The 16,715-nt window shown below is 64.5% G+C and carries 21 protein-coding genes; 11 read left to right on the forward strand and 10 right to left on the reverse strand.

Annotated elements, in window-relative coordinates; translation table 11 throughout:
• Positions 1 to 35 precede the first annotated feature (35 nt).
• Positions 36 to 203 (forward strand): heme exporter protein CcmD, encoded by a 168-nt coding sequence (gene ccmD, locus LB565_RS14035; RefSeq protein ID WP_224584859.1) that lies wholly within the window; start codon positions 36 to 38, stop codon positions 201 to 203.
• Positions 200 to 778, forward strand: a complete 579-nt coding sequence (locus tag LB565_RS14040; protein ID WP_224584861.1) for a DsbE family thiol:disulfide interchange protein — start codon at positions 200 to 202, stop codon at positions 776 to 778. The genes ccmD and LB565_RS14040 overlap by 4 nt, the downstream gene beginning before the upstream one ends.
• A gap of 164 nt (positions 779 to 942) precedes the next feature.
• On the opposite strand, the gene LB565_RS14045 is transcribed toward LB565_RS14040, so the two are convergent.
• Positions 943 to 1,107: a hypothetical protein gene (locus LB565_RS14045; protein ID WP_224584863.1), complete on the reverse strand. Its 165-nt coding sequence runs from the start codon at positions 1,105 to 1,107 to the stop codon at positions 943 to 945.
• Positions 1,108 to 1,382: 275 nt separating this feature from the next.
• On the opposite strand from LB565_RS14045, the gene LB565_RS14050 reads away from it, so the two are divergent.
• Both LB565_RS14050 and LB565_RS14055 read left to right on the forward strand, forming a co-directional pair.
• A complete protein-coding gene (locus LB565_RS14050) occupies positions 1,383 to 2,303 on the forward strand; it encodes an SMP-30/gluconolactonase/LRE family protein (protein WP_224584865.1) in 921 nt (306 codons plus the stop codon).
• A gap of 28 nt (positions 2,304 to 2,331) precedes the next feature.
• A complete protein-coding gene (locus LB565_RS14055) occupies positions 2,332 to 2,538 on the forward strand; it encodes a tautomerase family protein (protein WP_224517964.1) in 207 nt (68 codons plus the stop codon).
• A gap of 54 nt (positions 2,539 to 2,592) precedes the next feature.
• On the opposite strand, the gene LB565_RS14060 is transcribed toward LB565_RS14055, so the two are convergent.
• From LB565_RS14060 to LB565_RS14095, 8 genes are all read right to left on the reverse strand, one after another.
• Positions 2,593 to 3,126, reverse strand: coding sequence for an NADPH-dependent FMN reductase (locus tag LB565_RS14060; RefSeq protein WP_224584867.1), 534 nt, complete (start codon positions 3,124 to 3,126; stop codon positions 2,593 to 2,595).
• A gap of 37 nt (positions 3,127 to 3,163) precedes the next feature.
• On the reverse strand, positions 3,164 to 3,784 hold the full coding sequence (locus LB565_RS14065; RefSeq protein WP_224584869.1) for a pyridoxamine 5'-phosphate oxidase family protein: 621 nt from the start codon (positions 3,782 to 3,784) through the stop codon (positions 3,164 to 3,166).
• An 18-nt stretch (positions 3,785 to 3,802) separates the two neighbouring features.
• Entirely contained in the window at positions 3,803 to 4,459 is a 657-nt protein-coding gene (locus LB565_RS14070) for a septation protein A (protein ID WP_224584871.1), read from the reverse strand.
• Between the two features lie 63 nt (positions 4,460 to 4,522).
• Positions 4,523 to 6,376, reverse strand: a complete 1,854-nt coding sequence (ftsY, locus tag LB565_RS14075; RefSeq protein ID WP_224584874.1) for a signal recognition particle-docking protein FtsY — start codon at positions 6,374 to 6,376, stop codon at positions 4,523 to 4,525.
• A gap of 13 nt (positions 6,377 to 6,389) precedes the next feature.
• The gene (gene mtaB / locus LB565_RS14080) at positions 6,390 to 7,718 is read right to left on the reverse strand and encodes a tRNA (N(6)-L-threonylcarbamoyladenosine(37)-C(2))-methylthiotransferase MtaB (protein WP_224584877.1); all 1,329 of its coding nucleotides are present in this window, start codon (positions 7,716 to 7,718) and stop codon (positions 6,390 to 6,392) included.
• The gene (dapF, locus tag LB565_RS14085; protein ID WP_224584879.1) at positions 7,718 to 8,602 is read right to left on the reverse strand and encodes a diaminopimelate epimerase; all 885 of its coding nucleotides are present in this window, start codon (positions 8,600 to 8,602) and stop codon (positions 7,718 to 7,720) included. Before dapF ends, mtaB begins: the two co-directional genes overlap by 1 nt.
• A 173-nt stretch (positions 8,603 to 8,775) precedes the next feature.
• Entirely contained in the window at positions 8,776 to 8,937 is a 162-nt protein-coding gene (locus LB565_RS14090; RefSeq protein ID WP_031195454.1) for a DUF1328 family protein, read from the reverse strand.
• Positions 8,938 to 8,966: 29 nt separating this feature from the next.
• Positions 8,967 to 10,004, reverse strand: a complete 1,038-nt coding sequence (locus tag LB565_RS14095) for an MBL fold metallo-hydrolase (protein WP_224584881.1) — start codon at positions 10,002 to 10,004, stop codon at positions 8,967 to 8,969.
• A gap of 126 nt (positions 10,005 to 10,130) precedes the next feature.
• On the opposite strand from LB565_RS14095, the gene LB565_RS14100 reads away from it, so the two are divergent.
• From LB565_RS14100 to zapE, 3 genes are all read left to right on the forward strand, one after another.
• Complete coding sequence (locus LB565_RS14100) at positions 10,131 to 10,589, forward strand: VOC family protein (protein ID WP_224584883.1); 459 nt, start codon at positions 10,131 to 10,133, stop codon at positions 10,587 to 10,589.
• Positions 10,590 to 10,765: 176 nt separating this feature from the next.
• Positions 10,766 to 11,341: a protease inhibitor Inh/omp19 family protein gene (locus LB565_RS14105; protein ID WP_224584885.1), complete on the forward strand. Its 576-nt coding sequence runs from the start codon at positions 10,766 to 10,768 to the stop codon at positions 11,339 to 11,341.
• A gap of 255 nt (positions 11,342 to 11,596) precedes the next feature.
• The gene (gene zapE / locus LB565_RS14110; protein ID WP_224585107.1) at positions 11,597 to 12,799 is read left to right on the forward strand and encodes a cell division protein ZapE; all 1,203 of its coding nucleotides are present in this window, start codon (positions 11,597 to 11,599) and stop codon (positions 12,797 to 12,799) included.
• A gap of 157 nt (positions 12,800 to 12,956) precedes the next feature.
• Here the strand turns inward: zapE and LB565_RS14115 are convergent, their stop codons facing one another.
• Positions 12,957 to 13,421, reverse strand: coding sequence for a GNAT family N-acetyltransferase (locus LB565_RS14115; RefSeq protein WP_224584887.1), 465 nt, complete (start codon positions 13,419 to 13,421; stop codon positions 12,957 to 12,959).
• A 211-nt stretch (positions 13,422 to 13,632) separates the two neighbouring features.
• Here LB565_RS14115 and mdh point away from each other — a divergent pair, with 211 nt between their 5' ends.
• From mdh to LB565_RS14135, 4 genes are read left to right on the forward strand one after another with little or no spacing between them, the layout of a single operon-like run.
• Positions 13,633 to 14,601, forward strand: a complete 969-nt coding sequence (gene mdh / locus LB565_RS14120) for a malate dehydrogenase (protein ID WP_224584888.1) — start codon at positions 13,633 to 13,635, stop codon at positions 14,599 to 14,601.
• A 36-nt stretch (positions 14,602 to 14,637) separates the two neighbouring features.
• On the forward strand, positions 14,638 to 15,831 hold the full coding sequence (gene sucC, locus LB565_RS14125; RefSeq protein ID WP_224584890.1) for an ADP-forming succinate--CoA ligase subunit beta: 1,194 nt from the start codon (positions 14,638 to 14,640) through the stop codon (positions 15,829 to 15,831).
• Positions 15,832 to 15,835: 4 nt separating this feature from the next.
• The gene (locus LB565_RS14130; protein ID WP_224584892.1) at positions 15,836 to 16,207 is read left to right on the forward strand and encodes a cupin domain-containing protein; all 372 of its coding nucleotides are present in this window, start codon (positions 15,836 to 15,838) and stop codon (positions 16,205 to 16,207) included.
• Positions 16,208 to 16,210: 3 nt separating this feature from the next.
• Positions 16,211 to 16,708, forward strand: a complete 498-nt coding sequence (locus tag LB565_RS14135) for a DUF1579 family protein (RefSeq protein WP_224584894.1) — start codon at positions 16,211 to 16,213, stop codon at positions 16,706 to 16,708.
• Positions 16,709 to 16,715 lie beyond the last annotated feature (7 nt).

The raw sequence follows: 16,715 nt of genomic DNA on the forward strand, positions 1-16,715 counted from the left end.
ACGGTTGACATGGCTACGAGCAGGGAGCGGTCGCAATGAGCGCGCACGCCCTGTTCGTCACCGCCGCCTATGCCATCACCGCCGTCGTGCTCGCCGGGCTGATCGGCTGGATCCTGCTCGACCAGCGGGCGCGCAGGCGCGAGCTTGCCGCGCTGGAAGCGGCCGGGGTGCGGCGGCGTTCCGACAAGGCCATCAAGCCATGAGCCTCGAAACCGAAGCTTCGGCGCCGCGCCGCCGCCTGTTCGTGCTACTGCCGCTCTTGGTATTCCTGGGGTTGGCGGGGCTTTTCCTGTCGCAGCTGCTCTCGGGCCGCGATGTTTCGGAAATCCCTTCGGCGCTGATCGGCCTGCCGGCGCCGCAGACCAATCTGCCGCCGCTCGAAGGGACGAGCCTGCCGGGACTCGAGTCAAAAGACTTTGCCGGCAAGGTGACGCTGGTCAACGTGTTCGCTTCCTGGTGCGCGCCGTGCCGGGAAGAGCATCCGGTGCTGCTCGGCTTGTCGCAGGACAAGCGCTTCAGGCTCGCCGCGCTGAACTACAAGGACCAGCCCGAAAACGCCCGCCGCTTTCTTGGCGATCTCGGCAATCCGTACCAGGCGATCGGCGTCGATCCAGCCGGACGCGCGGCGATCGACTGGGGTGTCTATGGCGTGCCGGAGACCTTCGTCATCGGCAAGGACGGCAAGATTGCCTACAAGCATGTCGGGCCGCTGACGCCGGACTCCGTGAGGGCGTTGCTATGGCCGCAGATCGAGAAGGCGCTGGCGGCGCCGGGTTGATGCGGCGGCGCCCCCTCATCCGGCCGCTTCGCGGCCACCTTCTCCCCGAGGGGAGAAGAGATTGGCGCCGGCGCCTAACTGCTCCTCACCCCTTGGGGAGAGGTCGGATTGCCCGCAATTCGGTTGGCAATCCGGGTGAGGGGGGATTTCCCCGGGCCTGCCGCTCAGCCGTAGATCTGCTTGTGGATCTGGTAGAGCATCTCGGAACGGTCGGCGCGCAGATCGGCGAGATCGCGGCTGGACAGGTTCTCGATTTCGGCGACGAGGCGGTTGTAGTGACGACGCTTGGCCATGCTGGCGCGGGCGCGGGAGACAAGATTGTCGAACATGACAGGGTTCCTTCTTCGTTATTCCTCCCTGACGATTGCGAGCATGACATAGGAATGGTGCGTTGCAAAAGAAAGATGTTGCAATGCACCATTGCGTTCAGCGCATAGCCGGTTAATTGTGGGCGAACGGGCTATGTGCCCAGCGCGGCGCGCAAGACCCGACCGTTTCACGTATTTCCCATCTGTCTTGTCCTACAAATTACAAGCCTCCCGTCTTGCCAGAACGGCTGCGGGCTGGCTTGATCCGCCCGTCACCTGATGCCGGGAGGAAATTGATGGCGGCCGCTGACTATTACGAAATTCTCGATCCGCGCTTCGCGCGCCTGTTCAATGGCAACGCGCAGGTGGAAAAGCTGTTCACCGGATGCCGCTGGGCGGAAGGACCGGCCTGGTTCGCTGCCGGCCGCTATGTCGTCTGGTCCGACATCCCCAACAACTGCATGCTGCGCTATGACGAGACCGACGGCAGCGTCAGCGTGTTCCGGCAGCCGTCCGGCAATTCCAACGGCAACACTGTCGACCGGCAGGGCCGGCTAGTGACCTGCGAGCATTCCGGCCGCCGCGTCAGCCGCACCGAGCATGACGGCTCGGTCACCACCATCGCCGAGAAATGGAAAGGCAAGCGGCTCAACTCGCCCAACGACGTGGTGGTGCGCTCCGACGGCTCGATCTGGTTCACCGATCCGAGCTACGGCATCGACAGCGACTATGAGGGCGACAAGGCCGAAAGCGAGATCGGCGCCTGCAACGTCTATCGCGTCGATCCGGAGACGGGCGATGTCGAGGCCGTCATCACCGACATGGTGCGGCCGAACGGGCTCGCCTTCTCGCTCGATGAAAGCCTGCTCTATGTCGTCGACACCGGTCGCACGCATGGCGAGAAGAACCCTGCGCATATGCGCGTCTTCAATGTCGGCGAGCACGGCAAGAAGATTTCGGGCGGCAAGGTGTTCGCCGACTGCACCGCCGGTCTGTTCGACGGGTTCCGGCTCGATTCGGACGGGCGCATCTGGACAAGTGCGGCCGACGGTATCCATTGCTATGACCCGGACGGCACGCTGATCGGCAAGGTCAAGGTCCCGGAAGTGACCGCCAACTGCGTGTTCGGGGGCAACAAACTCAACTGTCTCTACATCGCCGGCACCACCTCGCTCTATATGGTGCGGCTGATGGTGAATGGGGCCAAGACCTATTGATAGCGAGGCATATCAGCGGGAGAGAAAAATGCCGTTCGTCAACATCCGCATCGTCAAGGAAGTGATCGCCGCCGATCCGGCCGGCAAGAAGGCTGACATCGCCAAGAAAGTGACCGCGGCCATCATGGACGCCACCGGGCTTAGCAATGACGACGTCTGGGTGGTGTTCGAGGAGGTCAACGCCCGCGACTGGTATGTCGGCAAGACCGATGTCGAGACGCGGAGGAAGGGGTAGCGGCTCTCCCTTCTCCCACAAGGGGCACAAGGGGAGAAGGGGAAGACGCGCCACTCATCGTCCGCCAATAAATCTCACGAAAGCCTCGATCGCGTCGCACATCGCCTGTCGGTTCGCCGGCTCCGCCAGGATCGCTTCCACCTCCGCCGGCTTCTTGCCCAGCAGCGCGATCTCCAGCGTCCTCTCCTCATACATCGCGAACGACATCGTCCGCATGATCTCGGCAAGTGCTGCCCGCGCGTAGAGCGAGCGGGGCGAGGCGTGGACCAGCATTGCCGGCTTGCCCACCGCCGCGTCGCGCGAGACCAGCCAGTCCAGTGCGTTCTTCATGCCGCCGGGCACGCCATGCGCATATTCCGGGCAGGAGACGATGACGCCGTCTGCGCGGGTGATCATCTCGATCAGCTCTGCCGCTTCGGGCGGCGTGCGCTCGCCCTCGTCGTCGGGGTTGAAGATCGGCAGCCGGCCGAGCCCATCATAGACCTGGACACGGCAGCCCGCGGGCGCGTTGGCTGCCAATGCCGCCACCAGGGCCGAGTTGGTCGAGGCAGCGCGCAGGCTGCCTGATATGGCGATGATCTCGATCAAGGGAGAGCCGGACGAAGAGTTGAGTCGTCCGGCAAGCCTACCACATGGTCTGGCGGTAATCGTGGTCCAGCTCGCGGTCGATCTCGCCGGCGCTTTCGCTGAGCGCCAGCTGGTCGCGGATGATCTGGCCGAGCGTCGGCAAGGTCGCGCGATCGTACCAGGTTTCCGGCTTCCACAGATCGGAGCGCATGAAGGCCTTGGCGCAGTGCATATAGGCGGCCTTAACCGCCACCACGATCACGCTCTGCGGTTCCTTGCCGTCGACAGCCAGGCGTTCGCGCAAGGTGGGATCGACGGTGATGCGAGCGTCGCCGTTGACGCGCAGCGTCTCGTTCATGCCGGGGATGAGGAAGAGCAGCCCGACCGACGGGTTGCGGATGATGTTTTCCAGCGTGTCCAGCCGGTTGTTGCCGGGACGGTCGGGGATGGCGATGGTGGAGTTGTCGAGGATGGCGGCGAAGCCGGGCTTGTCGCCTTTCGGCGTCACGTCGGCATTGCCGGTGCCGTCGGAGGAGCCGATCAGCACGAAGGGGCTCTTGCCGATGAAGGAACGGCAATGGCCGTCGAGGGCTTTGAGCTCCTTGCGGATCGAGCCGTCGGTCGGCCGGGGCGTCTTGTAGATCGTCCTCAGCTCGTCATGCGTGGTGAGGAACTCCATGCTGCCCCCTGACGGCCCTTAATTCCCGGCCTTCTCTTGCTTGTGCTTTTCCTCAAGCGAGTGGCGCATGATCAGCGGCATCTGGCTGAAGGTGAACAGCAAGGTGATCGGGATCGTGCCCCAGACCTTGAAATAAAGCCAGGTCGCTTCGGAAAAGTTGCGCCAGACGACCTCGTTGAGCACGGCGAGGAAGAGGAAGAACAGCCCCCAGCGAAAGGTCAGCTTGCGCCAGCCCTCGGCATCGAGCTGGAAGGCGGAATCGAAGACGTAGCCAAGCAGCGACCGGCCGAACAGCAGCCCGCCGAGCAGCGTGACGCCGAACAGCGAGTTGATGATCGTCGGCTTCATGAAGGCGAAGGTCTTGTCCTGCAGGTAAAGAGCCAGCGCGCCGAAGACGAAGACGACGATCGCCGAGACCAGCGGCATCAGCGGCAGGCTGCGCGTGAGCAGCCATGAGGCGCCGAGCGAAAGCGCGGTCGCCACCATGAAGAAGGCGGTGGCAATCAGGATCGGCTCGCCGAGATGGGCGAGCACCGGGAATTTCTCGGCCAGCCACTCGCCGCGGATGGTGGTGAAGAAGAACACCAGGCCCGGACCCAGTTCGAGCAGGAACTTCAAGCCGGGATTCATCGGCTTGCGGCGTGGATCGGACGGGTCGCGTTCGAGGATGTTCATAAAAGTCCTTCTTGCGCATGATCTGGCCGAAAAGCAGGCGGCCTTTCAAGATCACGCCTTTGTTCAGGCGACGCCGGCGATCGCTCTCGCAAACTCGCTGGCGGAAAACGGTTCGAGGTCGTCGACCTGCTCGCCGACGCCGATGAAATAGACCGGCAGCCGGTGCTTGGCGGCGATCGCCACCAGAATACCGCCGCGCGCCGTGCCGTCCAGCTTGGTCATCACCAGCCCGTTGACGCCGGCGACGTTGCGGAAAATCTCGACCTGGTTCAGCGCATTCTGGCCGGTGGTGGCGTCGACCGTCTGCAGCACCGTGTGCGGCGCTTCGGGATCGAGCTTGCCCAGCACGCGCACGATCTTTTCCAGCTCGGCCATCAGCTCGGTCTTGTTCTGCAGGCGCCCGGCCGTGTCGATGATCAGCACGTCGGAGCCGGCCTCCTTGGCCCTCTCGAAGGCATCATAGGCGAGGCCCGCGGCATCCGCGCCGAGCTTGGTGGCAATGACGGGCGATTTCGTGCGCTCGCCCCAGATCTTGAGCTGCTCGATCGCGGCGGCGCGGAACGTGTCGCCGGCGGCCAGCATCACCTTCAGGCCGCCATCGGTGAGCTTGGCGGCGAGCTTGCCGATGGTGGTGGTCTTGCCGGTGCCATTGACGCCGACGACCAGGATGACATGCGGCTTGTGGCTGAGGTCGAGCTCGAGCGGTTTTGCCACCGGCGTCAGCACCTTTTCCACCTCCGCCGCCATCACGGCGCGGACTTCAGCGTCGGAAACGTCGCGGCCATAGCGGCTGGAGGCGAGCGAATCGGTGACGCGAAGCGCGGTCTCCACGCCGAGATCGGCGCGGATCAGCACGTCCTCCAGATCCTGCAGCGTGTCCTCGTCCAGCTTTCGCTTGGTGAAGACGCCGGCGATGTTGCCGGTGAGCTCGCGCGAGGAGCGGGCAAGCCCTTCGCGCATGCGCTGGAACCAGGAGCGCCGCGGCGCCGGCTCCGGCGCCTTTTGCGGCTCGGCTTTCGGCTCGACCTTTTTTGAGACCGTCACCTTGCCGGCGGCGGGAGCGGGCTGCGTAACGGGCGCCAACTCTACCGCCCCCTCGATGGGGGAGGCCCCGAGCGCAGCTCGGGGGTGGGGGTGACCCGCGTCGGCGCCGTCACCCCGCCCCGCCACTCCGTGGCGACCCTCCCCATCGAGGGGAGGGTGGGGCGCTGGAGCTTCTTCCTTCTCCCCGTCTCTATACGGGGAGAAGGTGCCGGCAGGCTGATGAGGGGTGGCGCCGGTTTGCGAGGATGGCTCGATGGCGGGCGGCGCCGCTGGCGGAACCTCGATGGGCGCCGGCGTTTCGACCGGGACTTCGGCAGGCGGCGCCGGCACTTCGACCGGCGGCTGCTCAGGCTGCGGTTCCGGACGCGAAGGCTCGATGTCCGGCCGAGTCGGCGCAGGTGCGGGCACTTCCTGCGGAGCAGGTTCCGGTGGCAAAGGCTCGGGTTGTACCGGCGGCACTTCCTCGGGGGCAGGCGGCTCCGGCTTCTCGGGCACCGGTTGCGGCTCTTCTTCCGGCTCGGGCTGCGGCAGCGGTTCCGGCTCGGCGGGAACGATCGGCTCGGGCGTCGGCGGAATGGTTGGAGCAGGTTCGGGCTTCGGCTCTTCGGGGACCGGTTGAGGGGTGGGCTCTACCTCGATGGGGGAGGTCCCGAGCGCAGCTCGGGGGTGACCCACGTCGGCGCCGTCACCCCGCCCCGCCACTTCGTGGCGACCCTCCCCATCGAGGGGAGGGTGGGGTGCCTGCTCAGCCTCGGGCTTCAGCGTGTCCAGCGCGTCCCATTTGATCGGCGGCAAAGGGGCCGTCTCGTCGACGCGCTCCTCGACAACTTCTTTCTTGCCGAACGAAAATATCTTCTTGAAGAAACCAGCCATGCGTCTCGCAGTCTCAGGCGGCTTGCGCGGCAGAGGGCGCCGCAATCAGTCGGGCGCCGTCATGGCCGGTGATCGTGGCATCGACGATCTCGCCGGGCGCGCCCGTATCGATCGCGGCCAGCGTAAACCCTTCGGTGCGGCCGAGCCCGTCGCGTTCGACGAGGATCGATTGCCGCGTGCCCGGCAGCGACGACAGATGACTGCGATAGGCGGCCTCGCCGGCGGCGCGCAGCCTTGCGGCGCGCGCCTTCACCACCTCGCGGCGGACTGGCGGCATGCGCGCGGCGGGCGTGCCCTCGCGCGGCGAGAACGGGAAGACGTGGAGATGCGTCAGGCCGCATTCCTCGACGATCTTCTCCGAATTCTTAAACATGTCCTCGGTCTCGGTCGGAAAGCCGGCGATGATGTCGGCGCCGAAGACGACGCCGGGACGCAGCTTGCGCACATCCTCGCAGAAGCGGATCGACTGGTCGCGCAAATGGCGACGTTTCATGCGCTTCAGGATCATGTCGTCGCCCGATTGCAGCGACAGATGCAGATGCGGCATCAGCCTGGGTTCGGTGGCGATCGCGTCGAGCAGGTCGTCGTCGGCTTCGATGGAATCGATCGAGGACAATCTCAGCCGCTTCACGTCCGGCACCTGGCGAAGGATCGTCTTCACCAGTTTTCCCAGCTTTGGCGCACCCGGCAGGTCGGCGCCGAAGCTGGTCATGTCGACGCCGGTCAAAACGATCTCGGCATAGCCGTTGCCGGCCAGGCGCTTGACCTGCTCGACCACGGCGCCCATCGGCACCGAGCGTGAATTGCCGCGACCATAGGGGATGATGCAGAAGGTGCAGCGATGGTCGCAGCCATTCTGCACCTGCACGAAAGCGCGCGCCCGGCCCTCGATGGCGTCGACCATGTGGCTTGCCGTCTCGCGCACCGAAAAAATGTCGTTGACGCGCGCCTTCTCGGTATCGTTGACGCCGAAATCGGGCAGCGCGCGATAGGAGTTGGCCTTCAGCTTCTCCTCATTGCCGAGCACGAGGTCGACCTCGTCCATGGCGGCGAAATTCTGCGGCTCGGTCTGCGCCGCGCAGCCGGTGACGATGATGCGGGCCGAAGGGTTCTCGCGGCGCGCCTTGCGGATCGCCTGCTTGGCCTGGCGCACCGCTTCCGCCGTGACGGCGCAGGTGTTGAAGATGAAGGCGCCGCCTTGGAGCGCGCCGAGGCCGGCGTTTTCGGCCTCGCGGCGCATCACTTCCGATTCATAGGTGTTGAGGCGGCAGCCGAAGGTGACGACGTCTACACCTGTCGTGGTGGAGGCTTGGGATTCCAAGCCTTTTCCAAGGGCGGACATCAGGCGGCGCTTTCGGTGTCGCGGGCCCAGGCGCCGGTCGAGGGATCGAAGCTGCCGGAAAATTCCCATTCGGCAGCACCGGTCAGGATGACGTGATCGTCGTCGCGCCATTCGACATTGAGCTCGCCGCCGCCGGGCGTCAGCAGCGAGACGCTGCGGCCGGTGCGCCTGGTGCGGGCCGCCGCCACCACGGCGGCGCAAGCGGCCGAGCCGCAGGCCCTGGTGAGGCCGGCGCCGCGCTCCCAGGTGCGTATGATCATGGTTTCAGGCGACGTGACCTGAGCGATGGTGATGTTGGCGCGCTCCGGGAAGATCGGATGGTTTTCGAGCAGCGGGCCGAAGCGATCGAGCTCATAGGACCAGACATCATTGTCGACCCAGAAGATCACGTGCGGGTTGCCCATCGACACTGCCGAGGGCGAATGCAGCACCGGCGCGTCGATCGGGCCGATCTGCAGCTCGATCATGCGGGTATCGCGAAACTCTTCTGCCAGCGGGATTTCCTGCCAGCCGAAGCGCGGCTTGCCCATGTCGACCGAGATCAGGCCGTCGGCATGCTCCTCGGCATTCAGGACGCCGGCGCGAGTCTCGAAGGTGAAGCGCTTCTGCCCGGTCTCGGCGGCCAGAGCCTGCACGACACAGCGCGTGCCGTTGCCACAGGCCTGCGCGCTGGTGCCGTCGGAGTTCAGGATGTCGATATAATAGGCGGTACCTGGCGTCCGCGCATCATGGATCGCCATGATCTGGTCGAACTTGGTCGCTGCGTCGCCATTGAGGGCGATCGCGGCGGCCGCCGTCACCTTATCGGCACGCCCGCGCATATCGGCAACGATGATCTCGTTGCCGATGCCGTTCATCTTGGCGAAGGGGGCGGTGCCTGCCATCTAACCGGTCATTCCAATCCGTTGGCCAATCCGTTTGGGCGCTATATGGCGGAAACGGGCGGGAATTACCAGTCCGGCGTGGCTCTGGCGATGACCAAGTGGTCCGCAGCGATGACCTGCCGGTCGCGCTGCGACGACCTGACGGTCGCGCTGCGACGACCTGACGGTCGCGCTTACGTGACAGCGAAGACGCCGAGCACGATCAGCAGGAAGATGATCAGCACGATGCCGATGAGGATGCGCGCACCGGTAGCAGCCGCGCCTGCCAACGCCGGCATGCCGAGCAGGCTCGCGGCGGCGGCAATGATGAGAAGAATGATGATCCACCTGATCATGGGAAGCTCCGGCGAATTGCGTCGCCGGATCAACGCGTTTGGCGGGTTTGGGTTCCTTTGTAGATGGCCGGTACATCCCAGACTTCACCGGGCCGCATGGCGCGGAAACGCTCCGGCGGCACGTCTTCCGCCCCAAGCGCCTCGGCCAGTTTCTGCGCCGGTTCGTCGATCGGCTCGTCGGTGAGATGGAAGGTGCCCCAGTGGCAGCCGGCGGCGAAGGCGGCGTTGCACAGCTTCATGCCCTGCACGGCCTCCTGCGGGTTCTGGTGCTGCGGCGCCATGAACCAGCGCGGCTCATAGGCGCCGATCGGCAGGATGGCGAGGCGGAAGCCGCCATGCTTTTGCGCCATCAGCCGGTAGTTGATGCCGTCATGGAAGCCGGTGTCGCCGGCGAAATAGATCTTGCTGCCCATCGTCTCGATGACGAAGCCCGCCCACAGCGCCATACGGCGGTCGCGCCCGCCGCGCGCCGACCAGTGATGCGCCGGCTCGACATGGATGGTGGCGGCGCCGATGTCGACCCGGTCGCCCCAATCATGCGCGCCGAGCCGCATGCCCGGCACGGCGCGGCCGATGACGGCGTCGTTGCCGAGCGGCGTGATCACCAGCGGGTCGTGGCTCTCCTTCAGCCGCTTCAGCGTGGCGAGGTCGAGATGGTCATAGTGATTGTGGCTGACCAGGACCAGATCGATCGGCGGCAGGTCGGCAAAGGCAATGCCCGGCGCATTGACCCTTCTCGGGCCGGCAAAGGCGAAGGGCGAGGCGCGCTCCGACCACACCGGATCCGTCAGAATGTTCAACCCGGCGGTCTGGATGAGAAGCGAGGCATGACCGACCATGGTGAGCCGAAGTGTGCTGCCACCCACCCGTCCGTCCGGTTTTGCCGGCGGATGGGGGCTTGGCCAGGCGGCCGGCCATTTCGCCCGCTTGCCGCCGAACTGCCATCTCAGGAGATCGCTGAAGCGTCCGGGCGGCTTGCCGCCGGGGTTGAAGAACAAGGCGCCGTCGAAATGATCGCTGGGCGGGCCGCTGTAATAGCGGTTGGCGGTTCTTTTTCTTGCGGCCATTCACGCTCCCGCCGGCTCGGTCTCTCCTGAGATAAGGACGCGTCCGCCTGGCGCAAGCATTTTGCTGGCGAATGCCAATGGGCGAAGCCCGCTTCATTTAGGATCGGGAAAGAGGGGGTAACCGACATGGCGATGAAGCGGACCAAGACACCGTGGATGAAGGCCGAGGATTTCGGCCGCTCGCTGCCGCTTGGAGTCGGCGTCAACCTGCTGGTCACCGACATGGCGGCGATGGAGGCTTTCTGCCGCGACGTGCTTGGCGCCCGGATCATCTATGCCGACGAGGATTTCGCGGCGGTCGAGCTTTTGGGCTCGGTCTTCATGCTGCATGCCGACCATTCCTATCTCGACAATCCGATGACCGGTGTCACTTCCGGCGCCGAGACACGCGGCGCCGGTATCGAGCTGCGCCTTACGGCGCCGATCCGGATGCGGTCGAGAAAAAGGCGGCGGCGCTCGGCCACATCGTGCTGGCTGGCTCGATCGACAAGCCGCATGGCCTGCGCGAATGCTACATCGTCGGCCCGGACGGCTATGTGTTCGTGCCGAGCGCCAGGATTTAACGACAATATTTCAATAGCTTGAGGTGACCGCATCGAGCATCGCCCCCGGTGCTGCCCGCTCGCTGCGATAAATTTACAACAGCCGGCTCGAAAACCCTATTTTAACCATATCGGGTTGAAATTCTGCCACCTTCGCCGTCTTGGTGAAGCGAAGATTACGCGGATGGCTCCCCCCGGCCGGATCCGACGGAGGTTTTGATGAATTTTTCGATGACCCGCACCTTTTCGCGGCCCCGCCTCTTTTCGAAGGGCAGCCTTGTGGCCGTATCGCTGGCCGCGCTGGTTGCGAGCGGCTGCTCGACCTCGCGCTTCTCGTCGATGGACGACCAGCAGCCGGCGCCGCTGACGCCGGCGCCGTCCGGGACGGTGACGCAGAATCAGCTGCCGCCGCCGGCTTCCCCCGGCACCACCGATCCGTCGCAATTCCCGACCGCGCCGAAGAACACCCAGGTCGCCTCGCTGCCGCCGGACGGCGCGGCGCCCGCCGGCGCCACCGATCTCACCGCGGCCAGCGTCGCCGGAGTGTGGAACGTCAATGTCTCCGGGCAGAGCTGCAAGGTGGCGACGCCGCAGACCAAGTTCGGCGCCGGCTACCGCGCCGGTCCGCTGCACTGCCCGGCGCCGATCGACGGCATCAAGTCGTGGAATGTCGCCGGCAAGCAGCTGACGCTTTACGACGAAAATGGCGGCACGCTGGCCAGGCTCTATTCGTCCGGCGGCGAAAAGTTCGACGGCCAGACTTCCAACGGGCAGCCGATCTCGCTTACAAGATAACGCAAGGGTGTGCTGATATTCAGGTGAGGCCGGCCTGCAAATGCCGGCTTCCGGCCTTCGCCGGCCGAAGCACTTAGGAGTGGCGTGGCAGTTAAATTAAGGCTATGGCCGGCGAAGGCCGGTGCTCACGTACTTCAAGTACGCTCCGCTCCGGTTCCCGGAACCCGCCATTTTCGACTCGGCCTGACCTGAATCTCAACACACCCTGGCCCTTCCTCAGGCGTTCCGCGCAAAAAAATGCAAAAGACCGGACCCATGCATCTGCGCGACGGTATCCAGACCCACGCGACCGTCAGGCAGCGCTACGACCATCTCGTCCAGAGCGGGGCGGTCGGGCGCGACCCGGCGCAGGAGCGGATCGTCGCCGCGCTCGACCGGTTGATCGACGAGATCTCGGCCAAAAGGCTGGCGCATAAATCGAGCGCGCTGGGCTGGCTGTTCGCGGCCAAGCGTCAGCCGCGCGAGCCGGTCAAAGGCCTCTACATCCATGGCGGCGTCGGTCGCGGCAAGACCATGCTGATGGACATGTTCTTCGAGCTGTTGCCGGTCCGGCGTAAGCGCCGCGTGCATTTCAACGACTTCATGGCCGATGTGCAGGACCGCATCCAGAGGCACCGGCAGGCGCGCAAGGAAGGCACGATCAAGGAAGACGACCCGATCCCGCCGGTGGCGCGGGCGCTCGCCGATGAAGCCTGGGTGCTGTGCTTCGACGAGTTCTCCGTCACCGACATCGCCGACGCGATGATCCTGTCGCGGCTGTTCTCGGCGCTGTTCGCCAATGGCGTGGTGCTGGTCGCCACCTCCAATGTGGCGCCGGAGAACCTTTATCGCGACGGGCTGAACCGCCAGCTCTTCCTGCCGTTCATCTCGTTGCTCGAGCGCAATGCCCATGTGATGACGCTCGATGCAGAGAAGGACTACCGGCAGGAAAAGCTCAACCGCCAGCCGGTCTATGTCACGCCGGACGACGCCGCGGCCGAGCGCGCGCTCGACGAGGCCTGGAAGGCAATGACGCATGGCCAGCCGACCGGCGAGGTGACGCTGACGCTGAAAGGCCGCCAGCTTGTCGTGCCGCGCGCCGCCGGCGACGCGGCGCGCTTTTCCTTTGGCGACCTCTGCGAAAAGCCGCTCGGCGCGCGCGACTATCTGGCGATCGCCGGCCGTTTCTCGACCGTTTTCATCGACCATGTCCCGGTGCTCGGCGAAGGCAAGCGCAACGAGGCCAAGCGCTTCATCCTTTTGATCGACACGCTCTACGATCACCATATGCGTTTGGTGATGAGCGCCGCGGCGCCGCCCGACCGGCTCTATACGGCCAAGCGCGGCACCGAAGTGTTCGAATTCGAGCGAACAGCCTCGCGCCTGGTCGAGATGCAAAGCCGCGACTGGCTGGACGACTGGGCGGAACGGCGCGATGCGGACGCGTCGACCGCCGAGGCAAGGCAGGCTAAGGGGTAGCCTCCTTACCTTCGTCATCCTCGGGCTTGACCCGAGGATCATTCCGTGACGTCCGAAACATGGAACACGGCGGAGCAGAATTCTGAACCGTTCCAAAGCTTTAGCGTCACGACATGGATCCTAGGGTCTGCGCGGTCGCTTCGCTCCTTGCTCCGCCTTAGGATGACGAGGGCGGAGGCGTTTCGACCAACTTCGAAAGCCGATACACATACATTACAAAATCCTCCGCCTTCTCGTGCGGCTCCTTTCGCGCCTCATAAAGCGCCCGCGCCGGCTCGTTGTCGGGCTCGGTGCCGACCCAGGCTTCCTCGCAGCCATGGGCGCGGCCGATCTCGAACATGGCATCGAGCATCTTTCGGGCGATGCCTTGCCGCTGGAAAGGCGGCGCCACGCCGACCTCGTCGATGTAAAGCTCGCTTACCTTGTCGGGATGGCGATGAATGACAGCGGCGCATTGGCCGACGACAATGCCGTCGACCATGGCCACGATCATGAAATGGCCTGGCGAGTTGAGATAGGCAGCGACGCGGTCCGGTCGCACCGGCTCGTCGAACACCTCCTCGGCCACCCGCATCACAACCGCGTCATCGCCGGGATGAAGCCTTCGGATTTCGACGTTCATTGTGTAAATTCTCCTCAGTCGGCTCATGAATTTTGACGTTTACGTAATTCCCGAAGCATCTAACCGATTGAAAACACTGAGGTCAAAATAATCGTTTGAATTTTTCTCTGGCCGGCGTTATTCGGTGCGGCCAAATCTCGCGGTTTCCCGCATCCTTTCGGCCTCCCCGGCCCGTCACGACTTCGTCACAGACAAAGGAAAACATCCTCCCATGGCACGCAACAAGATAGCGCTCATCGGCTCGGGCATGATCGGCGGCACGCTCGCCCATATGATCGGCCTCAAGGATCTCGGCGACGTGGTGCTGTTCGACATCGCCGAGGGTATTCCGCAGGGCAAGGGTCTCGACATCGCGCAGTCTTCACCGGTCGACGGCTTCGATTCCCGGCTGACCGGCGTCAACGACTATGCCGGCATCGAGGGCGCGGATGTGTGCATCGTCACCGCCGGCGTGCCGCGCAAGCCCGGCATGAGCCGCGACGACCTTCTCGGCATCAACCTCAAGGTGATGGAACAGGTCGGCGCCGGGCTGAAGAAATATGCGCCGAAGGCCTTCGTCATCTGCATCACCAACCCGCTCGACGCGATGGTGTGGGCGCTGCAGAAGTTCTCCGGCCTGCCGACCAGCCATGTCGTCGGCATGGCCGGCGTGCTCGACAGCGCCCGCTTCCGCTATTTCCTGGCCGACGAGTTCAAGGTCTCGGTCGAGGACGTCACCGCCTTCGTGCTCGGCGGCCACGGCGATTCGATGGTGCCGATGATCCGCTATTCGACTGTGGCCGGCATCCCGCTGCCCGATCTCGTCAAGATGGGCTGGACCTCGAAGGAGAAGCTCGACCAGATCGTGCAGCGCACCCGCGACGGCGGCGCCGAGATCGTCGGCCTGTTGAAGACCGGTTCGGCCTATTACGCGCCGGCGGCTTCCGCGATCGCAATGGCCGAATCCTACCTCAAGGACAAGAAGCGCGTGCTTCCGTGTGCTGCGCATCTCTCGGGCCAGTATGGCGTGAAGAACACCTATGTCGGCGTTCCGGTGGTGATCGGCGCCGGTGGCGTCGAGCGCGTCATTGAGATCGATCTGTCCAAGGCCGAGCAGAAGATGTTCGACAATTCGGTCGCTGCGGTCCAGGGCCTGACCGAGGCCTGCACCAAGATCGCCCCGCATCTCGCCGGCAAGTAATCTCGCGGCAAGCAACCCTCCCCGGAGACCAAGCGCATGAACATCCATGAGTATCAGGCCAAGGCGCTGCTGAAGACGTTCGGCGCGCCGGTCGCAAGCGGCGTTCCGGTGTTCAAGGCAAGCGAGGCGGAAGCCGCCGCCAAGGCGCTGCCCGGCCCGCTCTATGTCGTGAAGAGCCAGATCCATGCCGGCGGCCGCGGCAAGGGCAAGTTCAAGGAACTCGGCCCCGACGCCAAGGGCGGCGTGCGGCTGGCGAAGTCGGCGGCGGAAGTCGTCGCCAACGCCAACGAGATGCTCGGCCACACGCTGGTCACCAAGCAGACAGGTCCGGCCGGCAAGCAAGTTAACCGCCTCTATATCGAGGACGGCGCCGACATCGCCCGCGAGCTATATCTGTCGATCCTGGTCGACCGTTCGGTCGGCCGTATCGCCTTCGTCGTCTCGACCGAGGGCGGCATGGACATCGAGACGGTCGCGCATGACACGCCCGAAAAGATCGTCACCGTCGCCATCGACCCGGAAAAAGGCGTGACGGCGGATGACGTCAAGAAGCTCAATGCCGCGCTGAAGCTCGACGGCGATGCGGCGAAGGATGGCGGCACGCTGTTCCCGATCCTCTACAAGGCTTTCGTCGAGAAGGACATGAGCCTGCTCGAGGTCAACCCGCTGATCGTCATGAAGGACGGGCATTTGCGCGTGCTCGATGCAAAGGTGTCGTTCGACAACAATGCGCTGTTCCGCCACCCGGACGTGATGGAATTGCGCGACACCACCGAAGAGGACGAGAAGGAGATCGAGGCGTCGAAATACGACCTCGCCTATGTCGCGCTCGACGGCAATATCGGTTGCATGGTCAACGGCGCCGGCCTTGCCATGGCGACGATGGACATCATCAAACTCTATGGTGCTGAGCCGGCTAACTTCCTCGACGTCGGCGGCGGCGCCTCCAAGGAAAAAGTAACGGCGGCGTTCAAGATCATCACCAAGGACCCGGCGGTCGAAGGTATCCTGATCAACATCTTCGGCGGCATCATGAAATGCGATGTCATCGCCGAAGGCGTGATCGCGGCGGTCAAGGAAGTGGGGCTGAAGGTGCCGCTGGTCGTGCGGCTGGAAGGCACCAATGCCGAGCTCGGCAAGAAGATCATCAACGACAGCGGCCTCAACGTCGTGTCGGCCGACGATCTCGACGACGCGGCCAAGAAGATCGTCAAAGCGGTGAAGGGCTGAGCGGATGCCTCCGCGCAAGATAAACCTGGTCGAGGCTGCGGATCAAAAGATTGCCAAGGTCTTCGATCCGCATGTCGCCGGCGACGTCAACGATGCCCAAGCCAAGGTCGCCAAGTTCGGCGAGGTCTTCGATTGGCATGCGCATGACAACGAGGACGAGGCCTTCCTGGTGCTGCGCGGTCGGATCGCCATCGATTTCCGCGACGGGCCGGTCGAGCTCGGCGAGGGTGACTTCATCGTCGTGCCGCGCGGCGTCGAGCACCGGCCGCGTTCGCTGACGAAGGAGCCGGTGGTGCTGATGTTCGAGCCGGCGACGACGCTGAACACCGGCAATGCCCGGAGTGACCTCATCGTCACCGACCTGAAGCGGTTGTAAGCCATGAACGCGTCGCCCTTCTCCTCCCTCTCTGACGGTCACCAATGCCTGCAGGCGCTGGTCGGCGCGTGGCGCGGCGAGGAAGAGGTTGCGGCCACGCAATGGACCGATGCCGGCGCGGCGACTTCGGAAGTGCTGTCGGAGGCTGAGTTCGGCGGCTTGTTCGTGGTGCAGCGCTACCGCCAGCGCCGCGACGGCACCGTCTCGTTCGGCGCGCATAATGTGTTCGGCTTCGACCAGCAGAACGGCCTCGTCACCATGCACCAGTTCGACTCGATGGGATTCGTGCCGATGTCACCGGCTACCGGCACGTGGAACGGCAGCGAACTCGCGCTGGAACGGTCGTCGCCGCGCGGCGCCGCGCGTATGGCGTACAGCTTTGACGGCACTGACGCCTACCGCATGAAACTTCAGTTCAAGCCCGCCGGCAGCGATGCATGGCAAGACATGGTGAGCGGCCTCTACCGGCGCGCCTCGCCTTCCTCGATCAACGGTTTTTAGAAAAGGG

The sequence above is a fragment of the Mesorhizobium sp. CA14 genome (genome assembly GCF_020165195.1).
Lineage (GTDB): Bacteria > Pseudomonadota > Alphaproteobacteria > Rhizobiales > Rhizobiaceae > Mesorhizobium.

What these genes read in the sequence shown, in the direction of transcription:
- LB565_RS14055 (WP_224517964.1), top strand. Translation starts at nt 2,332, where the DNA reads ATGCCGTTCGTCAACATCCGCATCGTCAAGGAAGTGATCGCCGCCGAT.
- LB565_RS14065 (WP_224584869.1), bottom strand. Translation starts at nt 3,784, where the DNA reads ATGGAGTTCCTCACCACGCATGACGAGCTGAGGACGATCTACAAGACG.
- LB565_RS14100 (WP_224584883.1), top strand. Translation starts at nt 10,131, where the DNA reads ATGGCGATGAAGCGGACCAAGACACCGTGGATGAAGGCCGAGGATTTC.
- ftsY (WP_224584874.1), bottom strand. Translation starts at nt 6,376, where the DNA reads ATGGCTGGTTTCTTCAAGAAGATATTTTCGTTCGGCAAGAAAGAAGTT.
- LB565_RS14050 (WP_224584865.1), top strand. Translation starts at nt 1,383, where the DNA reads ATGGCGGCCGCTGACTATTACGAAATTCTCGATCCGCGCTTCGCGCGC.
- LB565_RS14115 (WP_224584887.1), bottom strand. Translation starts at nt 13,421, where the DNA reads ATGAACGTCGAAATCCGAAGGCTTCATCCCGGCGATGACGCGGTTGTG.
- LB565_RS14095 (WP_224584881.1), bottom strand. Translation starts at nt 10,004, where the DNA reads ATGGCCGCAAGAAAAAGAACCGCCAACCGCTATTACAGCGGCCCGCCC.
- LB565_RS14070 (WP_224584871.1), bottom strand. Translation starts at nt 4,459, where the DNA reads ATGAACATCCTCGAACGCGACCCGTCCGATCCACGCCGCAAGCCGATG.
- LB565_RS14040 (WP_224584861.1), top strand. Translation starts at nt 200, where the DNA reads ATGAGCCTCGAAACCGAAGCTTCGGCGCCGCGCCGCCGCCTGTTCGTG.
- mtaB (WP_224584877.1), bottom strand. Translation starts at nt 7,718, where the DNA reads ATGTCCGCCCTTGGAAAAGGCTTGGAATCCCAAGCCTCCACCACGACA.
- LB565_RS14135 (WP_224584894.1), top strand. Translation starts at nt 16,211, where the DNA reads ATGAACGCGTCGCCCTTCTCCTCCCTCTCTGACGGTCACCAATGCCTG.
- dapF (WP_224584879.1), bottom strand. Translation starts at nt 8,602, where the DNA reads ATGGCAGGCACCGCCCCCTTCGCCAAGATGAACGGCATCGGCAACGAG.
- ccmD (WP_224584859.1), top strand. Translation starts at nt 36, where the DNA reads ATGAGCGCGCACGCCCTGTTCGTCACCGCCGCCTATGCCATCACCGCC.
- LB565_RS14130 (WP_224584892.1), top strand. Translation starts at nt 15,836, where the DNA reads ATGCCTCCGCGCAAGATAAACCTGGTCGAGGCTGCGGATCAAAAGATT.
- sucC (WP_224584890.1), top strand. Translation starts at nt 14,638, where the DNA reads ATGAACATCCATGAGTATCAGGCCAAGGCGCTGCTGAAGACGTTCGGC.
- LB565_RS14045 (WP_224584863.1), bottom strand. Translation starts at nt 1,107, where the DNA reads ATGTTCGACAATCTTGTCTCCCGCGCCCGCGCCAGCATGGCCAAGCGT.
- zapE (WP_224585107.1), top strand. Translation starts at nt 11,597, where the DNA reads ATGCATCTGCGCGACGGTATCCAGACCCACGCGACCGTCAGGCAGCGC.
- LB565_RS14090 (WP_031195454.1), bottom strand. Translation starts at nt 8,937, where the DNA reads ATGATCAGGTGGATCATCATTCTTCTCATCATTGCCGCCGCCGCGAGC.
- LB565_RS14105 (WP_224584885.1), top strand. Translation starts at nt 10,766, where the DNA reads ATGAATTTTTCGATGACCCGCACCTTTTCGCGGCCCCGCCTCTTTTCG.
- mdh (WP_224584888.1), top strand. Translation starts at nt 13,633, where the DNA reads ATGGCACGCAACAAGATAGCGCTCATCGGCTCGGGCATGATCGGCGGC.